This window comes from Terrabacter sp. Root181 (assembly GCF_001428505.1).
Taxonomy (GTDB): domain Bacteria; phylum Actinomycetota; class Actinomycetes; order Actinomycetales; family Dermatophilaceae; genus Terrabacter.
Map to the genome: position 1 here is coordinate 171,662 of NZ_LMHU01000009.1, position 19,529 is coordinate 191,190.

Consider the following 19,529-nt stretch of genomic DNA (forward strand, 5'->3'; position numbering starts at 1 on the left):
CCCCGATCTTCGGTGGGTTGCACCCGCGCGTCGACGGCTTCCCCTCCGGCGAAACAGCACGCAGGTGCAAGAAGCAACATTAGGGGCAGATGTGACTGGAGGGGAAGCGAACAGCAGAACGAATCGCTCGCGCGCAACTCGACACGCCGGTGGGACCGTTGTGGATCTCCCGGCTCGTCACGGCTCCAGACGGTGCAGGTCACGCGGGAAGAGCGTCACCTCGCGGATGTTCTCGGCGCCCGTCAGGCGCCCGACCCACCTTTCCAGACCGATGGCGAACCCGCCGTGCGGAGGCATGCCGTGGGCGAAGGCGTCGAGGTAGCCGGCGAGGACCGAGGGGTCGGTGCCGGTGCGCTCGAGGGCCGCGGCGTAGTCCGACGGCCGGTGCAGACGCTGCCCGCCGGTCGTCAGCTCGAGGCCCCGGAAGAGCAGGTCGAAGCTGTTGCTCCACCGCTCGTCGCCCGGCTGCGGATGCGTGTAGAAGGGCCGCTTGCCCATCGGGTAGCCCTCCACCGCAAGGAAGTCCGAGCCGTACGCCGCCTTGGCCCACTCGCTGAGCGCTCGCTCGTGGGCCGGGCTGAGGTCCGGCTCGTCGGGGTCGGCGCCGACCTTGGCCAGGGCGTCGCTGAAGTGGATGACCGGGAACTCCTCGGGCACCTGCGGCAGCTCGACGCCGAGGAGTGCAGCGGCGTCGGGGGCATGCTCGCGGATGCCCTCGACCATTCCGGCGACGGCCTCGCGCAGGACGGCCAGCACGTCGCGGTGGTCGCGGATGAAGCCGAGCTCGGCGTCGAGCGAGGTGTACTGCGCGAGATGACGCACGGTGTCGTGCGGCTCGGCACGGAAGACCGGCCCCACCTCGAAGACGCGCTCGAAGACCCCGACGAGCATCTGCTTGTAGAGCTGCGGGCTCTGCGCGAGGTAGGCGGTGCGCCCGAAGTAGTCGACGGTGAAGACGTTGGCGCCCGACTCGGTGGCGGTGCCGACGAGCTTGGGCGTCGCGATCTCGGTGAACTCGCGAGTGCTGAGAGCCGTTCGGAAGCCTCGCATCGACGCGCTCGCCAGCTGCCAGGCCGCCCGGTGGCGCGGGTGGCGCAAGGTCACCGCCGCATGGTCGAGATGCGTCGGCAGTCCCGCTCCGAAGGTCGGGCGCCACAGCTCGGTCGGTGGCGCGAGGGCCGGCTCGGTGAGCGCGGTGACCACGGGCTCGACGAGCTCGGCACCACCGGGAGCCGACTCGTTGGCCGACACGGAGCCGGTCACCTCGACGACGGTCTCCTCGGGCAGCCCGGCCAGCTGCTCGACGGTCTCGCGGTCCTTGACGACGACCTGTGCCAGGCCGGAGCGGTCGCGCAGCACGAGGAACGTGACGCTCGCGAGGACGCGTCGTCGATGGATCCAGCCGGCGAGCGTGGCCCGCTCGCCGGGTCGCACGGCTGTGAGGTCACGCGCGAGCACGCGCGGAGCACGGGTCGTGGGTCGGGTTGGTTGCATTCCGTTCACCTCCAGAGGGTTGGTGCCCCGGAGGTGTGGGCGATGGGGAATGTCGCTGTGCCACCACACCTTCGCCGCCGCGGATCGCGGACGGCCTCTGGTCGTGCTCGGCTCAGGATCGTCAGGCCCGTCGTCGCCGTGTCCAGCAAGGATACGTGCGATCGCGGCCGGCGTGCGACCGGGATTCGGCGGGCCCTATCAGGATCGCCGCGGCGTCGGCGTTGCCTGGACGCAGCGCAGCGAGCGAGGAACGCGCCGCAGCGAAGCGAGGTGCCGACAGCAGACGGCCGCGGCGTCGGCGTTGCCTGGACGCAGTGCAGCGAGCGAGGAACGAGCGAGCGGAGCGGAGGAAGGCAACGGCTGACGGACGCCGCGGCACGCGCCGCAGCGAAGCGAGGCGCCGACAGCAGGGCGCCGCGGCACGCGCCGCAGCGAAGCGAGGCGCAGAAGATTCAGTCGAAGTGGACGTCGAGGCCGTGCAGCGGGAAGACGGCCGTGCGCGTGGCCATGACCGCGCGGTCGACCTCGCTCGCGGGGTCGTAGCCCATCTCCCACGAGCGCCACCACAGCGGCCCGTCCTCGGCGGTCAGGTCGCCCATGCGTCGCGGAGCGGGTCGGCCGAAGACCTGCTCGACGTGGGCGCGCCAGTCCTCAGGGATCGGGGCGGTCGTCTGGATCGGGGCGTGGGCCGCGATGGCGGTCAGGTGGGTCCACGTCCGGGGCACGACGCCGATGACCTCGTAGCCACCGCCGCCGAGGGCGACCCAGCGGCCCTCGCACACCTCGTGCGACAGGCGGTGGAGAGCGTCGGCCGCGGCCCGCTGGGCGTCGACCGTCACGGCGAAGTGTGCGAGCGGGTCCTCGGCGTGGGTGTCGCACCCGTGCTGGGTCACGAGCACGTCGGGCTTGAAGGCGCGGACCAGCGGCATGACGACGGCGTGCAGGGCGCGCAGCCAGCCGGCGTCGCCGATCCCGGGCGGCAGGGCGACGTTCACCGCGGTGCCCTCGGCGTCGGGGCCGCCGATGTCGCTGGGCCAGCCCGTGCCGGGGAAGAGCGCCCGCCCGGTCTCGTGGACCGAGATCGTCAGCACCCGCGGGTCGTCCCAGAAGATGCGCTCGACGCCGTCGCCGTGGTGCACGTCGACGTCGACGTAGGCCACGCGCTCGGCGCCGTGGTCGAGCAGCCACTGGATGCCCACGGCGATGTCGTTGTAGACGCAGAAGCCGCTCGCCTTGCCCGGCATCGCGTGGTGGAGGCCGCCGGTGAAGTTCACGGCGTGCTCGGCCTCGCCCCCCCAGACGGCGCGGCAGCTGTCGACGGTGCCCGACACGACCCGGGCGCTGGCATCGTGCATGTCCACGAACGCCGGGTCGTCGTCGGTGCCCAGGCCGTAGGCGTCGTCCGCGACGGACGGGTCGACCGACGCGGCCTTGACGGCGGCGACGTAGTCGTCGTCGTGGACGGTGGCGAGCAGCTCGTCGGAGGCCACGTCGGCCCCGACCACCTCGACGCCGTCGACGTCGAAGACCCCGAGCGCGTCGCAGAGTCGGGCGGTGAGGTCGAGACGTGCGGGTGCCATCGGGTGCGTAGGACCGAAGTCGTACCTCGTGAAGGAGGAGTCCCAGACGACCCGGGCCTGAGTTGGCATGATTGAGACGCTATCGCGGAAACGCGCCACGGACGACGGAGGTAACACCCATGGGCCGCAACCGGCTCTTCGACGACGACGTGATCGTCATCGGGCTGGGGCGCTTCGGCTCGGCCGTCGCTCTCGAGCTCACCAAGCTGGGCCACCGGGTCATCGCCGTCGAGCGCGACAACGCCATCGCCGAGAGCTACGTCAACAAGGTGGCCAAGGTCGTCCACGCCGACATGGCGCAGTCCACGGCGCTCGACATGATCCGCGCCGCGCAGCCGCGGATCGCGATCGTCGGCATCGGGTCGTCGGTCGAGTCCTCGGTGCTCGCGGCGGCCAACCTCGTCGATGCCGGAGTGCCGTCCATCTGGGCCAAGGCCCTGTCGCCCGAGCACAAGCGCATCCTCGACCGCATCGGGGTGCACCACGTGATCTCCCCCGAGGCCGACTCGGGCCGCCGCGTCGCCCACCTCGTCAACGGCAAGATGCTCGACTACATCGAGTTCGACGACGGCTTCGCCATCGTCAAGCTGAAACCGCCGAGCGAGACGATCGGCTTCACGCTGGAGCAGAGCCAGATCCGCCGCAAGTACGGCGTCACCGTCGTCGGCGTCAAGGCGCCCGGCGACGACTTCACGTATGCCGTGCCCCAGACGAAGATCTCGGCGCACCACATGCTCATCGTCAGCGGCCCCGTCGAGCTCATCGAACGGTTCGCCGCTCGCCCCTGAGCGCTCACCCGCCCTGTGGCACAGGCGAACCCACCGTCCCCGAGCGCAGGGGGTGGGTTCGTGCCGTCCAGCGGAGGCGCAGCGCCTCGGCCCGGGTCAGAGGCGCAGCTGCGGCCCGTTGTCGACGCCGAGCGGCAGGACCATGGCGATCTCCTCCTCGCCGTCCTCCTCGCTGACGACGCCCATCGGTCGGCGGTAGTCGGTCGGGCGGAAGCCCATGCCGCTCGCGAAGGCGACGGCACGGCCGTTCTCGGTGCCGACCCAGTAGACGAGGTGGGAGTGGCCGCGCTCGGCGGCGAGCGAGGCTCCGTCCTTGACGAGGTGCGTCGCGACACCGGAACCGCGGGCCTCGGGGCGCACCCACAGCCCGAAGAGCTCGCCGGCCGAGCCGTCGCTCTCCTTGGCGGTGCCGACGCTGACCACGCCGACGGCGAGGCCGTCGCGCTCGGCGACCAGCCGCGCGGAGCGCTGCATGCGTTCACGCCAGAAGTCCTCGTCGTAGGACTCTTCGTCGTCGACCGAAGCCACGAACGCCTCGGGCGATTCACGCAGTGCGGCGAGGCGGACGGACCGGTAGTCCTCCCAGTCGTCCTCGCCGAGGGGACGCACGGTGATGTCGCTCATGGGTCCACCTTCGCACGACAGGCATCCGGATCGCACCCGCGGGCCGGTGAACGTTCGGGTGCACGCCGGGACCGACTGCCCGACAGTGCGACTCAGAGCCGGTGGACCATCTCGATCTCGCGCAGGTCCGGCCGTCGCGGGTGGTCGTGGACCGCGCCGGAGCGCACGAACCCGCACCGCGCGTACAACGTCTCCGCGGCCGTGTTGGAGCTCGTCACCTCCAGGACGACCTCGGACTTGCCGAGGCGTCGCGCGTGCTCGAGGACGGCCCGGACGAGGGCCTCGCCGACACCGCGGCCGCGCGCCTGCGGTGCGACGTACATGCCGAACAACGTTGCGGTCGTGGCCCGCTCGGGCTCCCAGTGGGAGCCGAGGCCGGCGCTGCCGAGCACTCCCGAGGCGTCCCGGGCCTGCACGAGCCACGCGCCCTCGATGCGCTCGCGCCAGTCGGCCTCGTCGTAGGCGGCCTCGTCGGCGTAGGTGAACCAGAACGCGTCGGGGGCGTCCTGGAGCATCGCGAGACGGACGTCGCGGTGCGACTCCCAGTCGTCGGGCGAGACGGGGTGCAGGTGCAGGCGCTGGTCGTGGGGCTGGGGCTCGGCCATCACCCCACGATGCCCTCAGACCTGGCCGGACGCCAGCTGTTTGGAGCGTGCCGCCGCGGCCTCGATGGCCGTGACGAACGCGGCCCGGACTTTGTGATCGTCGAGCTGGCGCAGGGCGGCGACGGTCGTGCCACCGGGCGAGCTGACCTGCTCGCGCAGCACGGTCGGGTGCTCCCGGGTCTCCTTGAGCATCGTCGCCGCACCGTAGAGCGTCTGGACGACGAGCTCCGTAGCCGTGGCCCGCGGTAGGCCCAGCACGACGCCGGCCTCGATCATGGCCTCGACGACGTAGAAGATGTAGGCCGGCCCGCTACCGGAGATGGCGGTGACGGCGTCGAGGTGCTTCTCGGCGAGCCGGACGACCCGGCCGCACGAGCTGAGCAGCGCCTCGGCCTCGGCGAGGTGGTCGTCGGTGCAGTGGCTGCCGGGCGAGATGCCCGCCATGCCCTGGTCGACGAGCGCCGGCGTGTTGGGCATGACGCGGATGACCGACGTGCCGTCGGGCAGCCGCGACTCGAGGAACTCGGTCGTGATGCCGGCGGCCAGCGAGATGACGGCGTTGCCGGGGACCACGTGGTCGTGGATCTCGTCGAGCAGCGCCGCCATGTCCTGCGGCTTGACGCAGAGCACGAGCGTGTCGGCGACGTCGGCCGCCTCGGCGTTGGCCAGCACGCGCACGCCGTAGCGCTCGGCGAGCGCGTTGACCTTGTCGGGGGTGCGTCCGGTGACGACGAGGTCGCCCGGCGTGCGGCCCGACCGGATGAGGCCGGAGACGAGGGTCTCGCCCATGACTCCCGCACCGAAGATGGCCGTCGTCGTCATCGTGGGCCCCGCTCAGCTCTTGGTCGCGATGCCGCGCAGGAAGAACATGACGTTGCCGGGCTTCTCGGCCATCCGACGCATGAGGTAGCCGTACCACTCCTGGCCGTACGGGATGTAGACGCGCATCTGGTCGCCGCGGTCGGAGATCCGCTTCTGCTCCTCGGGCCGGATCCCGTAGAGCATCTGGTACTCGAACGACCTCGGGTCGCGACCGGCCTGGCCCGCGAGCGCTCCCGCGATCTCGATGAGCCGCGGGTCGTGCGAGGCCACCATCGGGTAGCCCTCGCCCTGCATGAGGATCTTGAGGCAGCGCACGTAGGACTTGTCGACGTCGGCGCCGGCCTGGAAGGCGACCGACTCGGGCTCCTTGTAGGCGCCCTTGCACAGGCGCACGCGGGACCCGGCGTGGGCGAGGTCCCGACAGTCGGCCTCGGTGCGGTAGAGGTAGGCCTGCAGCACGGCGCCGACGGTCGGGAAGTCGGCGCGCAGCTCGCGCAGGGCGTCGAGCGTCAGGTCGGTCGTCGTGTGGTCCTCCATGTCGAGGGTCACGGTCGTGCCGGACTGCCTGGCCAGCTCGCAGATCTCGCGGGCGTGGTCGAGGGCGATCGCGTTGCCGTCGCCGGGCAGGGCCTGGCCCAGGGCGCTCAGCTTGAGCGAGACCTCGACGGTGCCGCCCTCGGTGAGCCCCTGGTCGCGCAGCGCCGTCAGCAGCGAGACGTACGCGTCACGGGTGTTTCGCGCCTGCGCGAGGTCGGTCGTGTCCTCGCCGAGGTAGTCGATCGTCGAGAGGCGGCCGGACGCCGCGATCTCGGAGGCGGCCCCGACGACGTCGGCGCGCTCGGCGCCGGGCACGAAGCGCTTGACGACCGAGCGCGACACGGGCGCCTTCTCGATGACGTCTCGGATCTTCTCCTGCTTGGACAGCTGCAGGAGCGAGTTGCGCAGCAGGTCGCTGGCGTCCACGGGGGCCTCCGGGTGGTGCTCGGGATGTCGCTCGGGTGACGGCGGCGGGCGGTGGTGACCATCCCGCCGGGCAAATCTACCGCCGCCGGGATCCTGCGCCGGCCCGTCCCCTCCACTCGCCCGCCTCCCCGTGCCGCACGCGGTGCCGGTCGGGCCATGGGGCAGACTCGCTGGCATGCGACGACCGACCGCCGCCCGCCGATCCGCAGCCGCTGCCCTCGCGGTCGCTGCCGTGCCGCTCGCGCTCGCCGGGTGCTCCGCGGCGCCCGCCGCCACCGGGTCGGCGACGCCCCCGGACTCCGGCACGACCCGCGCCGGCAGCACCTCGAGCGGGCCCACGTCCGACGCGCCCCTCACGCCACCGGCGAGCCTGGTGCCGCCCCGTGTCCACGACCGGGCTGCGGTCGCCTCCTACCTCGCCGGCCACGACCTCAGCGGACTGACCCGCACGGACCGGGAAGCCGTGACCGAGGCGGTCGTCAGGTCGTGCCCCGGCGGGCCCACGGTGGCCCGGGACGTCGGCCCCCCGGCATACGCCAGGGCCTGGGAGGGCCCGGGAGGTGTCCGCGCCGACGTCGCCGCCATCACCTACCCCGACCTCGCGTCCGCCGCCACGGCGGTCGAGCCGCTGCTCGACGCCGCGGCGGCCTGCCGGGCGCCCCGGCCGGCGCAGGGCGTCACGACGACCGTCGCCAACCAGCGCCGCGACGTGGCGGAGGGTATGCCGCTCGGCCGGGTCGACGTGACGCGCACCTCCCCGGACGAGACGCGTCACGACTATGTCGGCGTCGTGCAGGTGGGCAACGTGCTCGTGCGCCTCACCTACTCGGCCCCCGACGCGAAGGTCGCCACCGAGAAGGGGTCGACGGCCCTCGCGCTGCTGGCCCGCGGAGTCCAGGAGCTCTGATGACGACCGACGATGCCGCCCTCGCCGCGCCGGGACCGCTCGGCGTCGGCCTCGACGATCTCGGTGAGGCCTTCGGGGCCGCGGCGACGGTCCTGCGCGCCAACGCGATGGCCGCCGGTCTCGACGCCCCCGTCCCGACGTGCCCCGGCTGGACGGTGCTCGACCTCGTCGCGCACCAGGGCATGGTCCACCGCTGGGCCGCCGGCCACCTGCGCAGCGAGACCGTCGACGAGGCGGAGCCCTTCGAGCGCGAGGGACGGGAGTCAGCCGACGTGCTCGGCTGGTTCGACGACGGCGCGACCGCGCTGCTTCAGGCGGTCGTCGATGCCCCCGACGACCTCCACGCGTTCGTCTTCCTCAAGGAGGCTCCGCCGGCGCGACTCTTCTGGACCCGCCGGCAGTGCCACGAGACGACGATCCACGCCGTCGACGCGCTCGGGGCCCGGCTCGGACGGCCCGCCCGCGCCGACGAGACCTGGATCCGGCCGGCCATCGCGCTCGACGGCATCGACGAGCTGCTCGTCGGCTTCGTCACCCGCCGCAGGGAGGGCGCGTCACCCGGCGCGCCGACCCGACTCCTCGTGAGTCCCGAGGGCGCCGACGTCGCCTGGCTCGTCGAGCTCAACACCGGCCGGCCGATCCGGACCCGTCGGGTCAGGCCAGGGTCTCCCGAGGCCGCCGCCGACCACACCCTGACCGGCGACCCCGTCGACCTCTACCTCCGGCTGTGGACCCGAGGCGCCGCCGAGCCCGTCGACGAGCTCGAACGCTGGTGGCGCGAGACCGTCTCCGTCACCTGGTGACCCCCGGGTCGGCCGCGTAGCAGGATGGGCCCAGTCCGGGCCGCACCCCCGCAGCACCGGGACCCGCGCGACCAGAGGAGCTCGTATGCCGCAGGAGGGCATCGGCAGGACCGTCCAGTCCGCCATCTACCGGGCCGGCGCCTTCGGCCACCGACCGGCGGTCCCCACCGACGGCACACGGCTCGAGGCGGCCGCCCGCAAGGTGATGTCGAAACGCGGGTTCGCCTATGTCGCAGGCTCGGCCGGCTCGGAGGCGAGCGCCGATGCCAACGTGGCCGCTTTCTCCCGGTGGTGCGTCGTGCCGCGGATGCTCGTCGACACGACCGAGCGCGACACGTCGGTCGAGCTCTTCGGTCGACGGCACGAGAGCCCCTTCCTCGTCGCACCCGTCGGTGTGCTGTCGATGGCCGACGACGAGGCCGACCTCGCCGTCGCCCGTGGCGCCCGGGAGCAGCGCGTCACCCAGATCCTCAGCACCCAGGCCTCCGTGCCGATGGAGGACGTCGCCCGCGCCCTCGGCGGGACCGGGCACTGGTACCAGCTCTACTGGAGCAGCGACGACGACCTCGTAGAGAGCCTCGTCTCGCGGGCCGAGGCGTGCGGCAGCGACGCCCTCGTCGTCACGCTCGACACGGCATACCTCGGGTGGCGTCCACGCGACCTCGACCTCGGGCACCTGCCGTTCGCCCGGGGCGAGGGCATCGCGCAGTACACGTCGGACCCCGTCTTCCAGCGGCTCGTTCGCCAGCGGGTGGCGGCCGCCGGGCCGACGGTCCGGCCACGTCCCACGCCCGCGGCGGTCGCGACCCTCGTGTCGATGAGCCGGAACCACCCGGGCGACACCCGCCACAACCTCACGGCACCCGAGCCGCGCGCGGCCGTCGAGACCTTCCTCGACGTCTTCAGCCGTCCGTCGCTGACGTGGGACGACCTGCCGCGGCTGCGGGCGCTGACGAGCCTGCCGATCGTGCTCAAGGGGATCCTCCATCCCGACGACGCCCGTCGTGCCGTCGAGGCCGGGGTCGACGGCGTCTACGTCTCCAACCACGGCGGCCGGCAGGTCGACCGGACGGTGGCCGCCCTCGACGCCCTGCCTGGCGTCGTCGAGGCCGTACGCGAGGCGGGGTCGTCGGTGCCAGTGATCTTCGACAGCGGGATCCGTTGCGGCGCAGACGCCTTCGTCGCCCTTGCCCTCGGCGCGACGGCCGTCGGCATCGGGCGACCGCACGTCTACGGCCTGGCCCTGGCCGGCGCTGACGGGGTGTCGGAGGTGCTCCGCAACCTGCGGGCCGAGCTCGACCTCCAGCTGGCGCTGACGGGGTGCACGTCGCTCGCCGACCTCACCCCGGAACGCCTGGTTCCCGCCCCCTGACACCGTCGAGAGGCCAACTGTTGCCACCTCGTCCTGGTCGAGCGGCCACTTCTCGCCGCATGGAACGGAGTCGACGCCGTCAGGTCCCATCCCGGAGGATCGAGGCATGCCCGCTCTCGACCACCTGACCCGCGACGCCTACCCCAAGTCGAACGGCTACGACGCGAAGTGGCTCGTCGACCTCGACATGGGCCCGCACCCGCTGTGGCTGCTCGAGGACCTCGCCGCCGACCTCGACCTGCGCGCCGGCATGCGCGTGCTCGACCTCGGCTCGGGGCTCGGGGCGACGTCGGTCTTCCTCGCCAGGGAGTACGGCGTCAGCGTCGTCGCCGCCGACCTGTGGGTCGACCCCACCGAGGCAGCCGCAGTGTTCCGGAAGGAGGGCGTCGACGACCGTGTGCTCGCGATGCGCGTCGATGCGCACGCGCTCCCCTTCGGCCGCGGCTCGTTCGACGCGATCGTCAGCATCGACGCGTGGGAGTACTTCGGCACCGGCGACCACTACCCGCCCTACCTCGCGACCTTCCTCAAGCCCGGTGGGCAGGTCGGCGTCGCGACGCCCGCCCTGACGAGCGAGGTGCGCGAGCTCGGCGAGATCCCCGAGCACATCGACCGCGTCGTCGGCGCCGAGTCCGCGGCGTGGCACACCGCCGACTGGCTGCGCAGCCAGTGGGAGTTCAGCCGCGCCTTCGCGTCCGTCACCGCCCGCAACCAGCCGGACGCCTGCGCGAACTGGCTGCTGTGGGAACGTGCCGTCATGGAGCTCAAGGGAGCGCCCACCTCGCCCGTGCAGGGGATGCTCGAGGCCGACGGCGGTGCCTTCGTCACGTTCGCGCTCGTCACCGGGAGGGTCGCATGAGCCTCGACGCCACCGACCTCGTCCACCTGCGACGGGCCGTCGAGCTCGCCCGCCTCGCCCTCGAGCGCGGCGACGAGCCCTTCGGCTCCGTCCTCGTCTCGGGTGACGGCGAGGTGCTCTTCGAGGACCACAACCACGTCGTGGCGCTCGACGCGACGCAGCACCCCGAGTTCGCCATCGCCCGCTGGGCTGGAGCGCACCTGACCGCCGAGGAGCGCGCGGCCGCCACCGTCTACACCTCCGGCGAGCACTGCCCCATGTGCTCGGCCGCCCACGCCTGGGTCGGCCTCGGCCGGATCGCGTATGCCGTGAGCTCGGCCCAGCTGGGCGCGTGGCGGTCGGCGTGGGGTGCGGCGGCGTCACCGGTCGCCGCGCTGTCGATCCGGGACGTCGTGCCGGGCGCGGTCGTCGACGGTCCGGCCCCGGAGCTCGAGGCCGAGGTCCGCGACCTCCACGACCGCTTCGCCCACGGCCGCCCCTGACGCAGCCCCCCGGCATACGACCGCACCCAGCCAGCCGTCACGTCACCACCCTTCCGCGCACCCCTCCCGCGCCGCGGCCCCGAGATGGAGGGCCGGAGCCAAGAAGCCAGCCCACACCCGCGCCGCGGCCCCCGAGTGGTGGCAGAACGGTTCGAGTCACCACCCCTCCCGCGCCGCGGCCCCGAGATGGAGGGCCGGAGCCAAGAACCCAGCCCACACCCGCGCCGCGGCCCCGAGATGGAGGGCTGTGGAGAACGACGGCGCGAGCCTCACGATGTGCTGGATCGTCGGTTGCATGACAGTACAAGCGGGCTCGCCCTTCCGGCGATCCGAGGCGCCTGCGGGGCTCACCGCCTGGGACCTGCGGCGTCGGTACCGCGCACCGTTCCACGGTGTGTACGTGTCCGTCTACGAGCCGCTCACCGCTGCCCTGCTCGCCCGTGCCGCACTTCTGGTCGCGGAACCGGACAGCTACGTCTCGCACCACACGGCCGCGCGGCTGCTCGGCGCAGTGGTGCCCGATGATCCCGACGTCCACGTCACGTCGCGTCGTCACCGAGTCAGGGGCGAGGGGCTCGCCGGCCACCGAGCGAAGGTCGGGCAGCGGGTCGTGCGCTGGCGAGGCATCCGGATGACATCGCCGGTGCAGACGTTCCTCGACCTCGCCCACCAGCTCTCGCTCGTCGACCTCGTCGTGCTCGGGGACTCGCTCGTGCGACGGCGTCGCACGACGCCCGAGGAGCTCGTGTCGGCGACCCGCGAGCATCGAGGGCCCTACTCCCGACTGGCTCGCCGCGCAGCGACGCTCGTCCGGGCCGGCGTCGACTCACCGATGGAGACGCGGCTGCGACTGCTCATCGTCTTCGCCGGCCTGCCGGAGCCCGAGGTCGACCACAGGGTCCACGACGACGACGGCACCCTGCTACGCCGCTACGACCTGACGTACCTCCCCTTTCCCCACATCATCGAGTACGACGGTCGGCAGCACGCCGAGTCGGACGAGCAGTGGCTCACCGACCTCGGTCGGGACGAGGCCCTCGACGACGCGCGGATCCGGCGGCTCGTCATCGTGCCGCGACTGAACGACGAGTGGCGCCGGTACTTCCCGAGCAGACCGGGCGACCTGGCCGTCCCGGCCTGACGCCGGAATGGCGCCGGAATGGCGTCGGCGCGCAGGTGCAGGCAAGCCCGGGGGGACACGCGCCGTCGCGACGTGCGGGCACGACACGGCATACGCAAGGATCAGGACACGCCTCTCGGCATCTGTCCGCTCACGGCGAACAGAAGCCGAACCTGAGCCGATCACGCTCAGGATGGGAACAGGAGGGACACGACCGGCGTTGGTCGGGGTGTGCTCGTCCACAGCGGGCACGGATAGCATCGAGATGTCTCTCGATCAGTCAGGAGAAGAACATGTTCGAACGGTTCACCGACAGGGCCCGAAGGGTGGTTGTCCTCGCGCAGGAGGAAGCTCGCCTGCTCAACCACAACTACATCGGGACCGAGCACATCCTCCTGGGTCTGATCCACGAAGGCGAAGGCGTCGCCGCGAAGGCCCTCGAATCGCTCGACATCTCGCTCGAAGCGGTCCGGGCCCAGGTCCAGGAGATCATCGGCCAGGGGCAGCAGGCCCCGACCGGCCACATCCCCTTCACGCCCCGCGCGAAGAAGGTCCTCGAGTACTCGCTCCGCGAGGCGCTCCAGCTCGGCCACAGCTACATCGGCACCGAGCACATCCTGCTCGGCCTGATCCGCGAGGGCGAGGGCGTCGCCGCCCAGGTCCTCGTCAAGCTCGGCGCAGAGCTCAACAAGGTCCGCCAGCAGGTCATCCAGCTGCTCTCCGGCTACCAGGGCGGGCAGAGCGGCGAGAAGGCCGGCGCCGGCGTCGGCCAGAGCCAGGCCGAGGGCACGCCCGCGGGCTCCCTCGTGCTCGACCAGTTCGGTCGCAACCTCACGCAGGCTGCCCGCGAGGGCAAGCTCGACCCGGTCATCGGACGTGAGAAAGAGATCGAGCGGGTCATGCAGGTGCTGTCTCGCCGCACCAAGAACAACCCCGTCCTCATCGGCGAGCCCGGCGTCGGCAAGACCGCCGTCGTCGAGGGCCTCGCCCAGGACATCGTCAAGGGCGAGGTGCCCGAGACGCTCAAGGACAAGCAGCTCTACACCCTCGACCTCGGCTCGCTCGTGGCCGGCAGCCGCTACCGCGGTGACTTCGAGGAGCGGCTGAAGAAGGTCCTCAAGGAGATCCGCACCCGCGGCGACATCATCATCTTCATCGACGAGATCCACACCCTCGTCGGTGCCGGTGCTGCCGAGGGTGCCATCGACGCCGCGAGCATCCTCAAGCCGATGCTCGCCCGCGGTGAGCTGCAGACGATCGGTGCGACGACGCTCGACGAGTACCGCAAGCACATCGAGAAGGACTCGGCCCTCGAGCGGCGCTTCCAGCCGATCCAGGTGCAGGAGCCGACGCTGCCGCACGCCATCGAGATCCTCAAGGGTCTGCGTGACCGCTACGAGGCACACCACCGCGTGACGATCACCGACGGCGCCCTCGTCGCGGCGGCCAACATGGCCGACCGCTACGTCAACGACCGCTTCCTGCCCGACAAGGCGATCGACCTCATCGACGAGGCGGGCGCGCGACTGCGCATCCGCCGCATGACGGCTCCGCCGGACCTGCGCGAGTTCGACGAGAAGATCGCCGCGCTCGTGCGCGAGAAGGAGTCGGCCATCGACGGCCAGGACTTCGAGCGCGCGGCGCGCGTCCGCGACGACGAGAAGCGGCTGCGCCAGGAGAAGGCCGCCCGTGAGGCCCAGTGGAAGTCGGGCGACATGGACGTCGTGGCCGAGGTCGACGAGGAGCTCATCGCCGAGGTCCTGGCGGCCAGCACCGGCATCCCGGTCTTCAAGCTGACCGAGGAGGAGTCCAGCCGCCTGCTCCACATGGAGGACGAGCTGCACAAGCGCATCGTCGGCATGGACGACGCCGTCAAGGCGCTGTCCCAGGCGATCCGCCGCACCCGTGCCGGCCTCAAGGACCCGCGCCGCCCCGGTGGCTCGTTCATCTTCGCCGGCCCCACCGGTGTCGGTAAGACCGAGCTCGCCAAGACGCTCGCCGAGTTCCTCTTCGGCAGCGAGGACGCGCTGATCCAGCTCGACATGTCCGAGTACTCCGAGAAGCACACGGTGAGCCGGCTCTTCGGTTCGCCTCCCGGCTACGTCGGTTACGAGGAGGGCGGCCAGCTCACCGAGAAGGTGCGCCGCAAGCCGTTCTCCGTCGTGCTCTTCGACGAGGTCGAGAAGGCCCACCCGGAGATCTTCAACTCGCTGCTGCAGGTGCTCGAGGACGGCCGCCTCACCGACTCGCAGGGTCGGATGGTCGACTTCAAGAACACCGTCATCATCATGACGACCAACCTCGGCACGCGAGACATCTCCAAGGCCAACATGGGCTTCTCGGCCGGACCCGACAGCCGCTCGGACTACGAGCGGATGAAGGCGAAGGTCACCGACGAGCTCAAGCAGCACTTCCGGCCCGAGTTCCTCAACCGAGTCGACGACACGATCGTCTTCCCGCACCTGAGCCGCGCCGAGATCATCCAGATCGTCGACCTCGAGATCGCCAAGCTCGACAAGCGGCTCAAGGACAAGGACATGGGCATGGAGCTCACGCAGGCCGCCAAGGACCTGCTGGCCAAGAAGGGCTACGACCCCGTGCTCGGTGCTCGCCCGCTGCGCCGCACCATCCAGCGCGAGATCGAGGACGCCCTGTCGGAGCGGATCCTCTTCGGGGACTTCTCCTCCGGCCAGTACGTCAAGGTCGACACGGAGGGCGAGGGCAAGGCGGAGACGTTCACCTTCTCCAACATGGCCCACCCGGACGCCGCGCACCGGCCGGCCGACGACCTCCCGGAGCTTCCCGAGGGTGCTGCCCTCGACGAGGCGCTCGGGGTCAACATCACCACCGGTCCGGCCGTGCCCGACGACCAGATCTACCCGGATGCTGGTCTGGCCGGCACCGAGCGCTGACCGGCGCGAGTCGCGCGACTGACCGAAGGGGTCGGGGACATCACGTCCCCGGCCCCTTCGGCGTACGCCGCCCTCCCGAGCTCATACCGGGGTCGTATGCCGTCCCGCGCGGAACGCGACCACGGCCCGATGTGCGGCCGGTCCCGCCGCGACGAGGGTGGGTCCATGAGCTACTACGACCCGTCCCGTATGCCGGCCGGTGCCCCCGAGCGCCCGACCTCCCCCTCGCTCGCCCCGCCCGTCCCGTCGCCTGCGCCGGCGGTCTACGCCGGGCGCAGCCCCGGGCGCGACTCCGGCCGCGACCCCGGCGGCGACCCCGGGAGCGACCTCGTGGCCCGCGGCCTCGTGATGACCTACGGACGCTCGGCCTCCGCGGGTCCGCCGGCGCTGGGCGGTGTCGACCTGACGATCCGGGCCGGCGAGAGCCTCGCCGTCATGGGTCCGTCCGGCTCGGGCAAGACGACGTTGCTGCACGTCCTCGCCGGCATCCTGCGACCGACGGGCGGCCAGGTGCTGTGGCGCGGCCGCGACATCGCACGCATGTCCGACCGCGAGCGGACGGTGCTGCGCCGTGAGGACTTCGGCTTCGTCTTCCAGCAGGGGATGCTGCTGCCCGAGCTGCCGGCGATCGAGAACGTCGCCCTGCCGCTCATGCTGGGCGGCACGTCCCGCTCGGAGGCCACGGCACGAGCGGCGGCCCTCTTCCCACCCCTCGGTCTCTCCGGCCTGGAGAAGCGCCGCCCGGGCGAGCTCTCGGGAGGGCAGGCCCAGCGGGTGGCCATCGCCCGCGCGCTCGTCGCCCGTCCCGGCGTCGTCTTCGCCGACGAGCCGACCGGTGCGCTCGACCAGACGACGAGCGCCGAGGTGATGCACCACCTGACGCAGCTCGCGACGCACACCGGCGCCTCCCTCGTCGTCGTGACCCACGACCAGAACGTCGCCCGTTGGTGCCACGGGGTCGTCCGCGTCCGCGACGGTCGCATCGCCGCCGAGGCCGACGCAGCCGACGCTGTCGACGCTGTCGACCCGGCCGATCCGGCTGCGGTGGTGGCGCGATGAGGGCTGCGACCGGTCTGTGGTGGCGACTCCGTCGCGCGGGAGCGGCGGACAACCGCGTGCCCGGGGTCCTCGCGGTCGTCTCGTTCGCCGTGGCGACGGCGGCCCTGCTCGTCTGCGTCGCGGGGCTCCGGGCCTTCGAGGCGCGCAACCCGCTCCCGCCCGGGGGACTCGAGGGCCGTCTGTCCGACGAGGCAGCGCTCGGCAACCTCTACGTGACGCTCGCCTGGATCGCGACGACGTGCATGGTCATCCCCATCCTCACTCTCGGCGGCGTCGCCGCGCGCCTCGCCATCGCCCGCCGCGACCAGCGCCTCGCCGCGCTCCGGCTCGCCGGGGCCACGTCCGGACAGGTCACGCTCATGACGCTCGCCGAGGCCGCGGCCCAGGCCGTCCTCGGCGCGCTGGCCGGCGTCGTCGTCTACCTCGCGGTCCTCCCGCTCGTGGCCCGGCTGAGCTTCCAGGGCCGGCCGTTCGAGCTGCGCGAACTCGTGCTGCCCCTCGGGCAGACGCTCGCCGTGGTCGCCGCCGTCGTCGTCGTGGCGATCGTGTCCGGCGCGTCGAGCCTCGCACGGGTCGCGATCAGCCCGCTCGGCGTCGCGGCGCGCACGAGCCCGAAGCGCCTCAGCGTCCTGCGCGTGGTCCTCGCGCTGGCTGCCGGGGCCGCCTGGATGCTCGTCATCACCCCGATGAAGGAGCCGCAGCGGATGACGATCGTGCTCGTCCTCGGCGCGATGATCCTCGCCGTCAACGCCGTCGGCCCGTGGGTCGTCATGGTGGCCGGCCGCGTCGCAGCCCGACTCGCCCCCACCGCCGCGAGCCTGCTCGCAGCGAGGCGCATCGCCGACGACCCGAAGAGCACGTGGCGCGCCGTGGGCGCCCTCGGCCTCGCCGTCGTCATCGTGGGGTTCACCAGCCTCGCCTCGGTCGACGACCCCACGACGCCGCTCGAGCGCTACCTCGCCGACGACCTCGGCACGGGCGCGCTCGTCACGCTCGTCATCATCACCATCGTCGGTGCGACGTCGACGGGCGTCGTCCAGGCAGCCCGGGTCCTCGACCAGCGCGAGCAGTACCGCGCACTGGCCCTCGCCGGCACGAGCGAGCGCTCGCTGCACCGTGCCCGCGCCCTCGAGGTCGCGCTGCCCCTGGCGATGACGATCGCCCTGTCGGCCGGCTTCGTGCTCGTGCTCATGCTGCCCTTCTCGAGCGCTCTCGACGGGGCCCTCGTCGTGCGGTTCGTCGTGACGTCGGCCGTCGCCGGGGCGGTCGTCCTGGCCTCCGTGCTGGCATCGCGGTCGCTCGTGCGGACGGCGTCCCGCGTCGCATGAACGGTTCGTCTACGGTGGGGCGGTGATCTCAGAGCACCGCCCCGCCGACCCCGTGGACCCGCCCGTGACCCCGTCCGTCGTCCGTCGTCCGGCGCGTGCTCACAGGTCCGTCGTGGTGCGCGTCGGGTCGGCGGTGACGGTCTCAGCCCTGGCGCTCGCCGGGTGCTCGAGCGGCGCCCCGAGCAGTCCCGGCGCGTCGTCGGGCCCCGCCTCCTCGTCCGAGGGAAGCCCGTCGGGATCCGGCTCCGCGACCTCGGGTGTCCACGTCAGCGGGGCGCCTGCGCCGCTCGCCGCGCTCGTCTCCACCCTGTATGCCGGAGGCGACCTCACGCATACGTCCTCCCCCACCGCGGCGAAGGCGCTCACGACGCGCAAGGCCGCGACGGGTTCGGTCGACGCCACGGCGAAGGTGGGGTCGTGGATGGGCACGCCCGTCGCCGTGGTCACCGCCGGCGACGACGTGACCCTGGCCGTCGGACCGACGTGGAAGGTCGTCGGCGGCTGGTGGCCGTCCCTGGGGGTGCCGACGCCGAGCCTCGGCGGTGGCCCGCGCTGGGTGCTCGCCATCGGGTCCGACGCTCGCAAGGGCCAGCCTCTCGAGCGCACCCGCGCCGACGTGCTCCAGGTCATCGGCGTCGACGGCAAGGGCGGCGGCGGTGTCATGGGCATGGCCCGCGACCTGTGGGTCCCCCTGTCGACCGGCGGCAAGGGCAAGATCAACTCGGCCATGGTGTTCGGCGGCCCGCGCGCCCAGGTGAGCACCGTGCGGTCCGTGACGGGACTGCCCCTCGAGGGCTACGTCGTGCTCGGCTTCAGCGGCTTCAAGAAGATCGTCGACGCCGAGGGCGGCGTCCCCATCGTCATCCCGAAGACCGTGGTGGCATCGCACGCCAAGAACCTCGTCATCAAGGCGGGCGCCCAGACGCTGTCAGGCGCCGAGGCACTCGCCTACGCACGCGAGCGAAAGACCCTGCCCGACGGGGACTTCGGCAGGTCTCGACACCAGGGTGAGGTCATCCTGGCCGCGGCGATCAAGGCCAAGCTCGCCGGGCCGATCGCGATCCCGTCGGCGTTGACGAGCTTCAGCAAGGTCGGGAAGAGCAACCTCTCGGCCGAGCAGATCCTCACCTTCACCGCAGGCCTGCACCAGCTGAGCCCGCTCAAGGTGGGACGGGGGGTCGCCCAGGGGGCCTTCGGCTGGGCGGGCCAGCAGTCGATCGTCGTCCTCGGCAACCAGGCGCGCAGCCTCTTCGCCGAGTTCCGCGACGGGAACCTCTCGTGAGCGGCGACACTCCCGTGATCCGGCGGGCCCGGACCTCCGACGTCCGTGCCATCCGGGCCCTCGTGGCGCCGCTGGCCGAGCGCCGGGTGCTCGTCAGCAAGGAGGCTGTGACGTACTTCGAGAGCCTCCAGGAGTTCCGGGTCGCCGAGCTCGACGGTCGCGTCGTCGGCTGCGGCGCGCTGCACGTCATGTGGGAGGACCTCGCCGAGATCCGTACCCTGGCCGTCGCCCCCGACCAGCTCGGCACCGGCCTCGGTGGCCGGCTGCTCGAGGAGCTCGTGCAGGACGCGCGGGAGATCGGTGTCGAGCGGCTCTTCTGCCTGACCTTCGAGACGGACTTCTTCGTCCGGCACGGCTTCGAGGTCATCGAGGGCCAGGCCGTCCCGATGGACGTGTACGCCGAGCTGCTGCGCTCCTACGACGAGGGTGTCGCCGAGTTCCTCGACCTCGAGCGCGTCAAGCCCAACACCCTCGGCAACACCCGGATGCTCCGCGCCCTCTGACCGTCGAGAGGCCACGTCCGGCCCCC

The 19,529-nt window shown here is 72.1% G+C and carries 18 protein-coding genes; 12 read left to right on the plus strand and 6 right to left on the minus strand.

Translation table 11 applies throughout. The features are described 5' to 3' along the window. Nucleotides 1-177: 177 nt before the first annotated feature. Complete coding sequence (gene aspS, locus ASD90_RS19030; RefSeq protein ID WP_056759926.1) at nucleotides 178-1,494, minus strand: aspartate--tRNA(Asn) ligase; 1,317 nt, start codon at nucleotides 1,492-1,494, stop codon at nucleotides 178-180. Between the two features lie 452 nt (nucleotides 1,495-1,946). Then, complete coding sequence (locus ASD90_RS19035) at nucleotides 1,947-3,143, minus strand: acetoin utilization protein AcuC (protein ID WP_056759928.1); 1,197 nt, start codon at nucleotides 3,141-3,143, stop codon at nucleotides 1,947-1,949. 50 nt (nucleotides 3,144-3,193) lie between these two features. On the opposite strand from ASD90_RS19035, the gene ASD90_RS19040 reads away from it, so the two are divergent. Beyond that, complete coding sequence (locus ASD90_RS19040) at nucleotides 3,194-3,862, plus strand: TrkA family potassium uptake protein (protein ID WP_056759930.1); 669 nt, start codon at nucleotides 3,194-3,196, stop codon at nucleotides 3,860-3,862. A 96-nt stretch (nucleotides 3,863-3,958) separates the two neighbouring features. On the opposite strand, the gene ASD90_RS19045 is transcribed toward ASD90_RS19040, so the two are convergent. The 4 genes from ASD90_RS19045 to ASD90_RS19060 form a co-directional block, all read right to left on the minus strand. Further along, the gene (locus tag ASD90_RS19045; RefSeq protein ID WP_056759932.1) at nucleotides 3,959-4,486 is read right to left on the minus strand and encodes a GNAT family N-acetyltransferase; all 528 of its coding nucleotides are present in this window, start codon (nucleotides 4,484-4,486) and stop codon (nucleotides 3,959-3,961) included. A 92-nt stretch (nucleotides 4,487-4,578) separates the two neighbouring features. Beyond that, nucleotides 4,579-5,091: an N-acetyltransferase gene (locus ASD90_RS19050; protein WP_056759934.1), complete on the minus strand. Its 513-nt coding sequence runs from the start codon at nucleotides 5,089-5,091 to the stop codon at nucleotides 4,579-4,581. A gap of 15 nt (nucleotides 5,092-5,106) precedes the next feature. Next, the gene (proC, locus tag ASD90_RS19055; protein ID WP_056759936.1) at nucleotides 5,107-5,913 is read right to left on the minus strand and encodes a pyrroline-5-carboxylate reductase; all 807 of its coding nucleotides are present in this window, start codon (nucleotides 5,911-5,913) and stop codon (nucleotides 5,107-5,109) included. A gap of 12 nt (nucleotides 5,914-5,925) precedes the next feature. Next, nucleotides 5,926-6,876, minus strand: coding sequence for a proline dehydrogenase family protein (locus ASD90_RS19060; RefSeq protein ID WP_157610602.1), 951 nt, complete (start codon nucleotides 6,874-6,876; stop codon nucleotides 5,926-5,928). 175 nt (nucleotides 6,877-7,051) lie between these two features. Between ASD90_RS19060 and ASD90_RS23830 the strand changes: the two genes are divergently transcribed. The 11 genes from ASD90_RS23830 (at nucleotide 7,052) to ASD90_RS19110 (ending at nucleotide 19,503) form a co-directional block, all read left to right on the plus strand. Continuing rightward, the gene (locus ASD90_RS23830; protein WP_162260219.1) at nucleotides 7,052-7,783 is read left to right on the plus strand and encodes a hypothetical protein; all 732 of its coding nucleotides are present in this window, start codon (nucleotides 7,052-7,054) and stop codon (nucleotides 7,781-7,783) included. Continuing rightward, complete coding sequence (locus tag ASD90_RS19065) at nucleotides 7,783-8,586, plus strand: maleylpyruvate isomerase N-terminal domain-containing protein (RefSeq protein WP_235506798.1); 804 nt, start codon at nucleotides 7,783-7,785, stop codon at nucleotides 8,584-8,586. The genes ASD90_RS23830 and ASD90_RS19065 overlap by 1 nt, the downstream gene beginning before the upstream one ends. 85 nt (nucleotides 8,587-8,671) lie before the next feature. Then, the gene (locus ASD90_RS19070; protein ID WP_056759939.1) at nucleotides 8,672-9,958 is read left to right on the plus strand and encodes a lactate 2-monooxygenase; all 1,287 of its coding nucleotides are present in this window, start codon (nucleotides 8,672-8,674) and stop codon (nucleotides 9,956-9,958) included. Between the two features lie 106 nt (nucleotides 9,959-10,064). After that, the gene (locus ASD90_RS19075) at nucleotides 10,065-10,817 is read left to right on the plus strand and encodes a cyclopropane-fatty-acyl-phospholipid synthase family protein (RefSeq protein WP_056759941.1); all 753 of its coding nucleotides are present in this window, start codon (nucleotides 10,065-10,067) and stop codon (nucleotides 10,815-10,817) included. Next, nucleotides 10,814-11,299, plus strand: a complete 486-nt coding sequence (locus ASD90_RS19080; protein ID WP_056759943.1) for a nucleoside deaminase — start codon at nucleotides 10,814-10,816, stop codon at nucleotides 11,297-11,299. Before ASD90_RS19075 ends, ASD90_RS19080 begins: the two co-directional genes overlap by 4 nt. A gap of 400 nt (nucleotides 11,300-11,699) precedes the next feature. After that, nucleotides 11,700-12,440: a hypothetical protein gene (locus ASD90_RS19085; RefSeq protein ID WP_056760296.1), complete on the plus strand. Its 741-nt coding sequence runs from the start codon at nucleotides 11,700-11,702 to the stop codon at nucleotides 12,438-12,440. A 272-nt stretch (nucleotides 12,441-12,712) separates the two neighbouring features. Further along, entirely contained in the window at nucleotides 12,713-15,331 is a 2,619-nt protein-coding gene (locus ASD90_RS19090) for an ATP-dependent Clp protease ATP-binding subunit (RefSeq protein WP_056759944.1), read from the plus strand. Between the two features lie 165 nt (nucleotides 15,332-15,496). Continuing rightward, nucleotides 15,497-16,390, plus strand: a complete 894-nt coding sequence (locus tag ASD90_RS19095) for an ABC transporter ATP-binding protein (protein ID WP_235506801.1) — start codon at nucleotides 15,497-15,499, stop codon at nucleotides 16,388-16,390. Further along, on the plus strand, nucleotides 16,387-17,718 hold the full coding sequence (locus ASD90_RS19100) for an FtsX-like permease family protein (protein WP_056759946.1): 1,332 nt from the start codon (nucleotides 16,387-16,389) through the stop codon (nucleotides 17,716-17,718). Before ASD90_RS19095 ends, ASD90_RS19100 begins: the two co-directional genes overlap by 4 nt. Nucleotides 17,719-17,851: 133 nt before the next feature. After that, nucleotides 17,852-19,000 carry an LCP family protein gene (locus tag ASD90_RS19105; protein WP_157623234.1) on the plus strand — a complete coding sequence of 383 codons (1,149 nt, stop codon included), beginning with the start codon at nucleotides 17,852-17,854 and terminating at the stop codon, nucleotides 18,998-19,000. Then, on the plus strand, nucleotides 18,997-19,503 hold the full coding sequence (locus tag ASD90_RS19110) for an amino-acid N-acetyltransferase (protein ID WP_056759951.1): 507 nt from the start codon (nucleotides 18,997-18,999) through the stop codon (nucleotides 19,501-19,503). The genes ASD90_RS19105 and ASD90_RS19110 overlap by 4 nt, the downstream gene beginning before the upstream one ends. Nucleotides 19,504-19,529 lie beyond the last annotated feature (26 nt).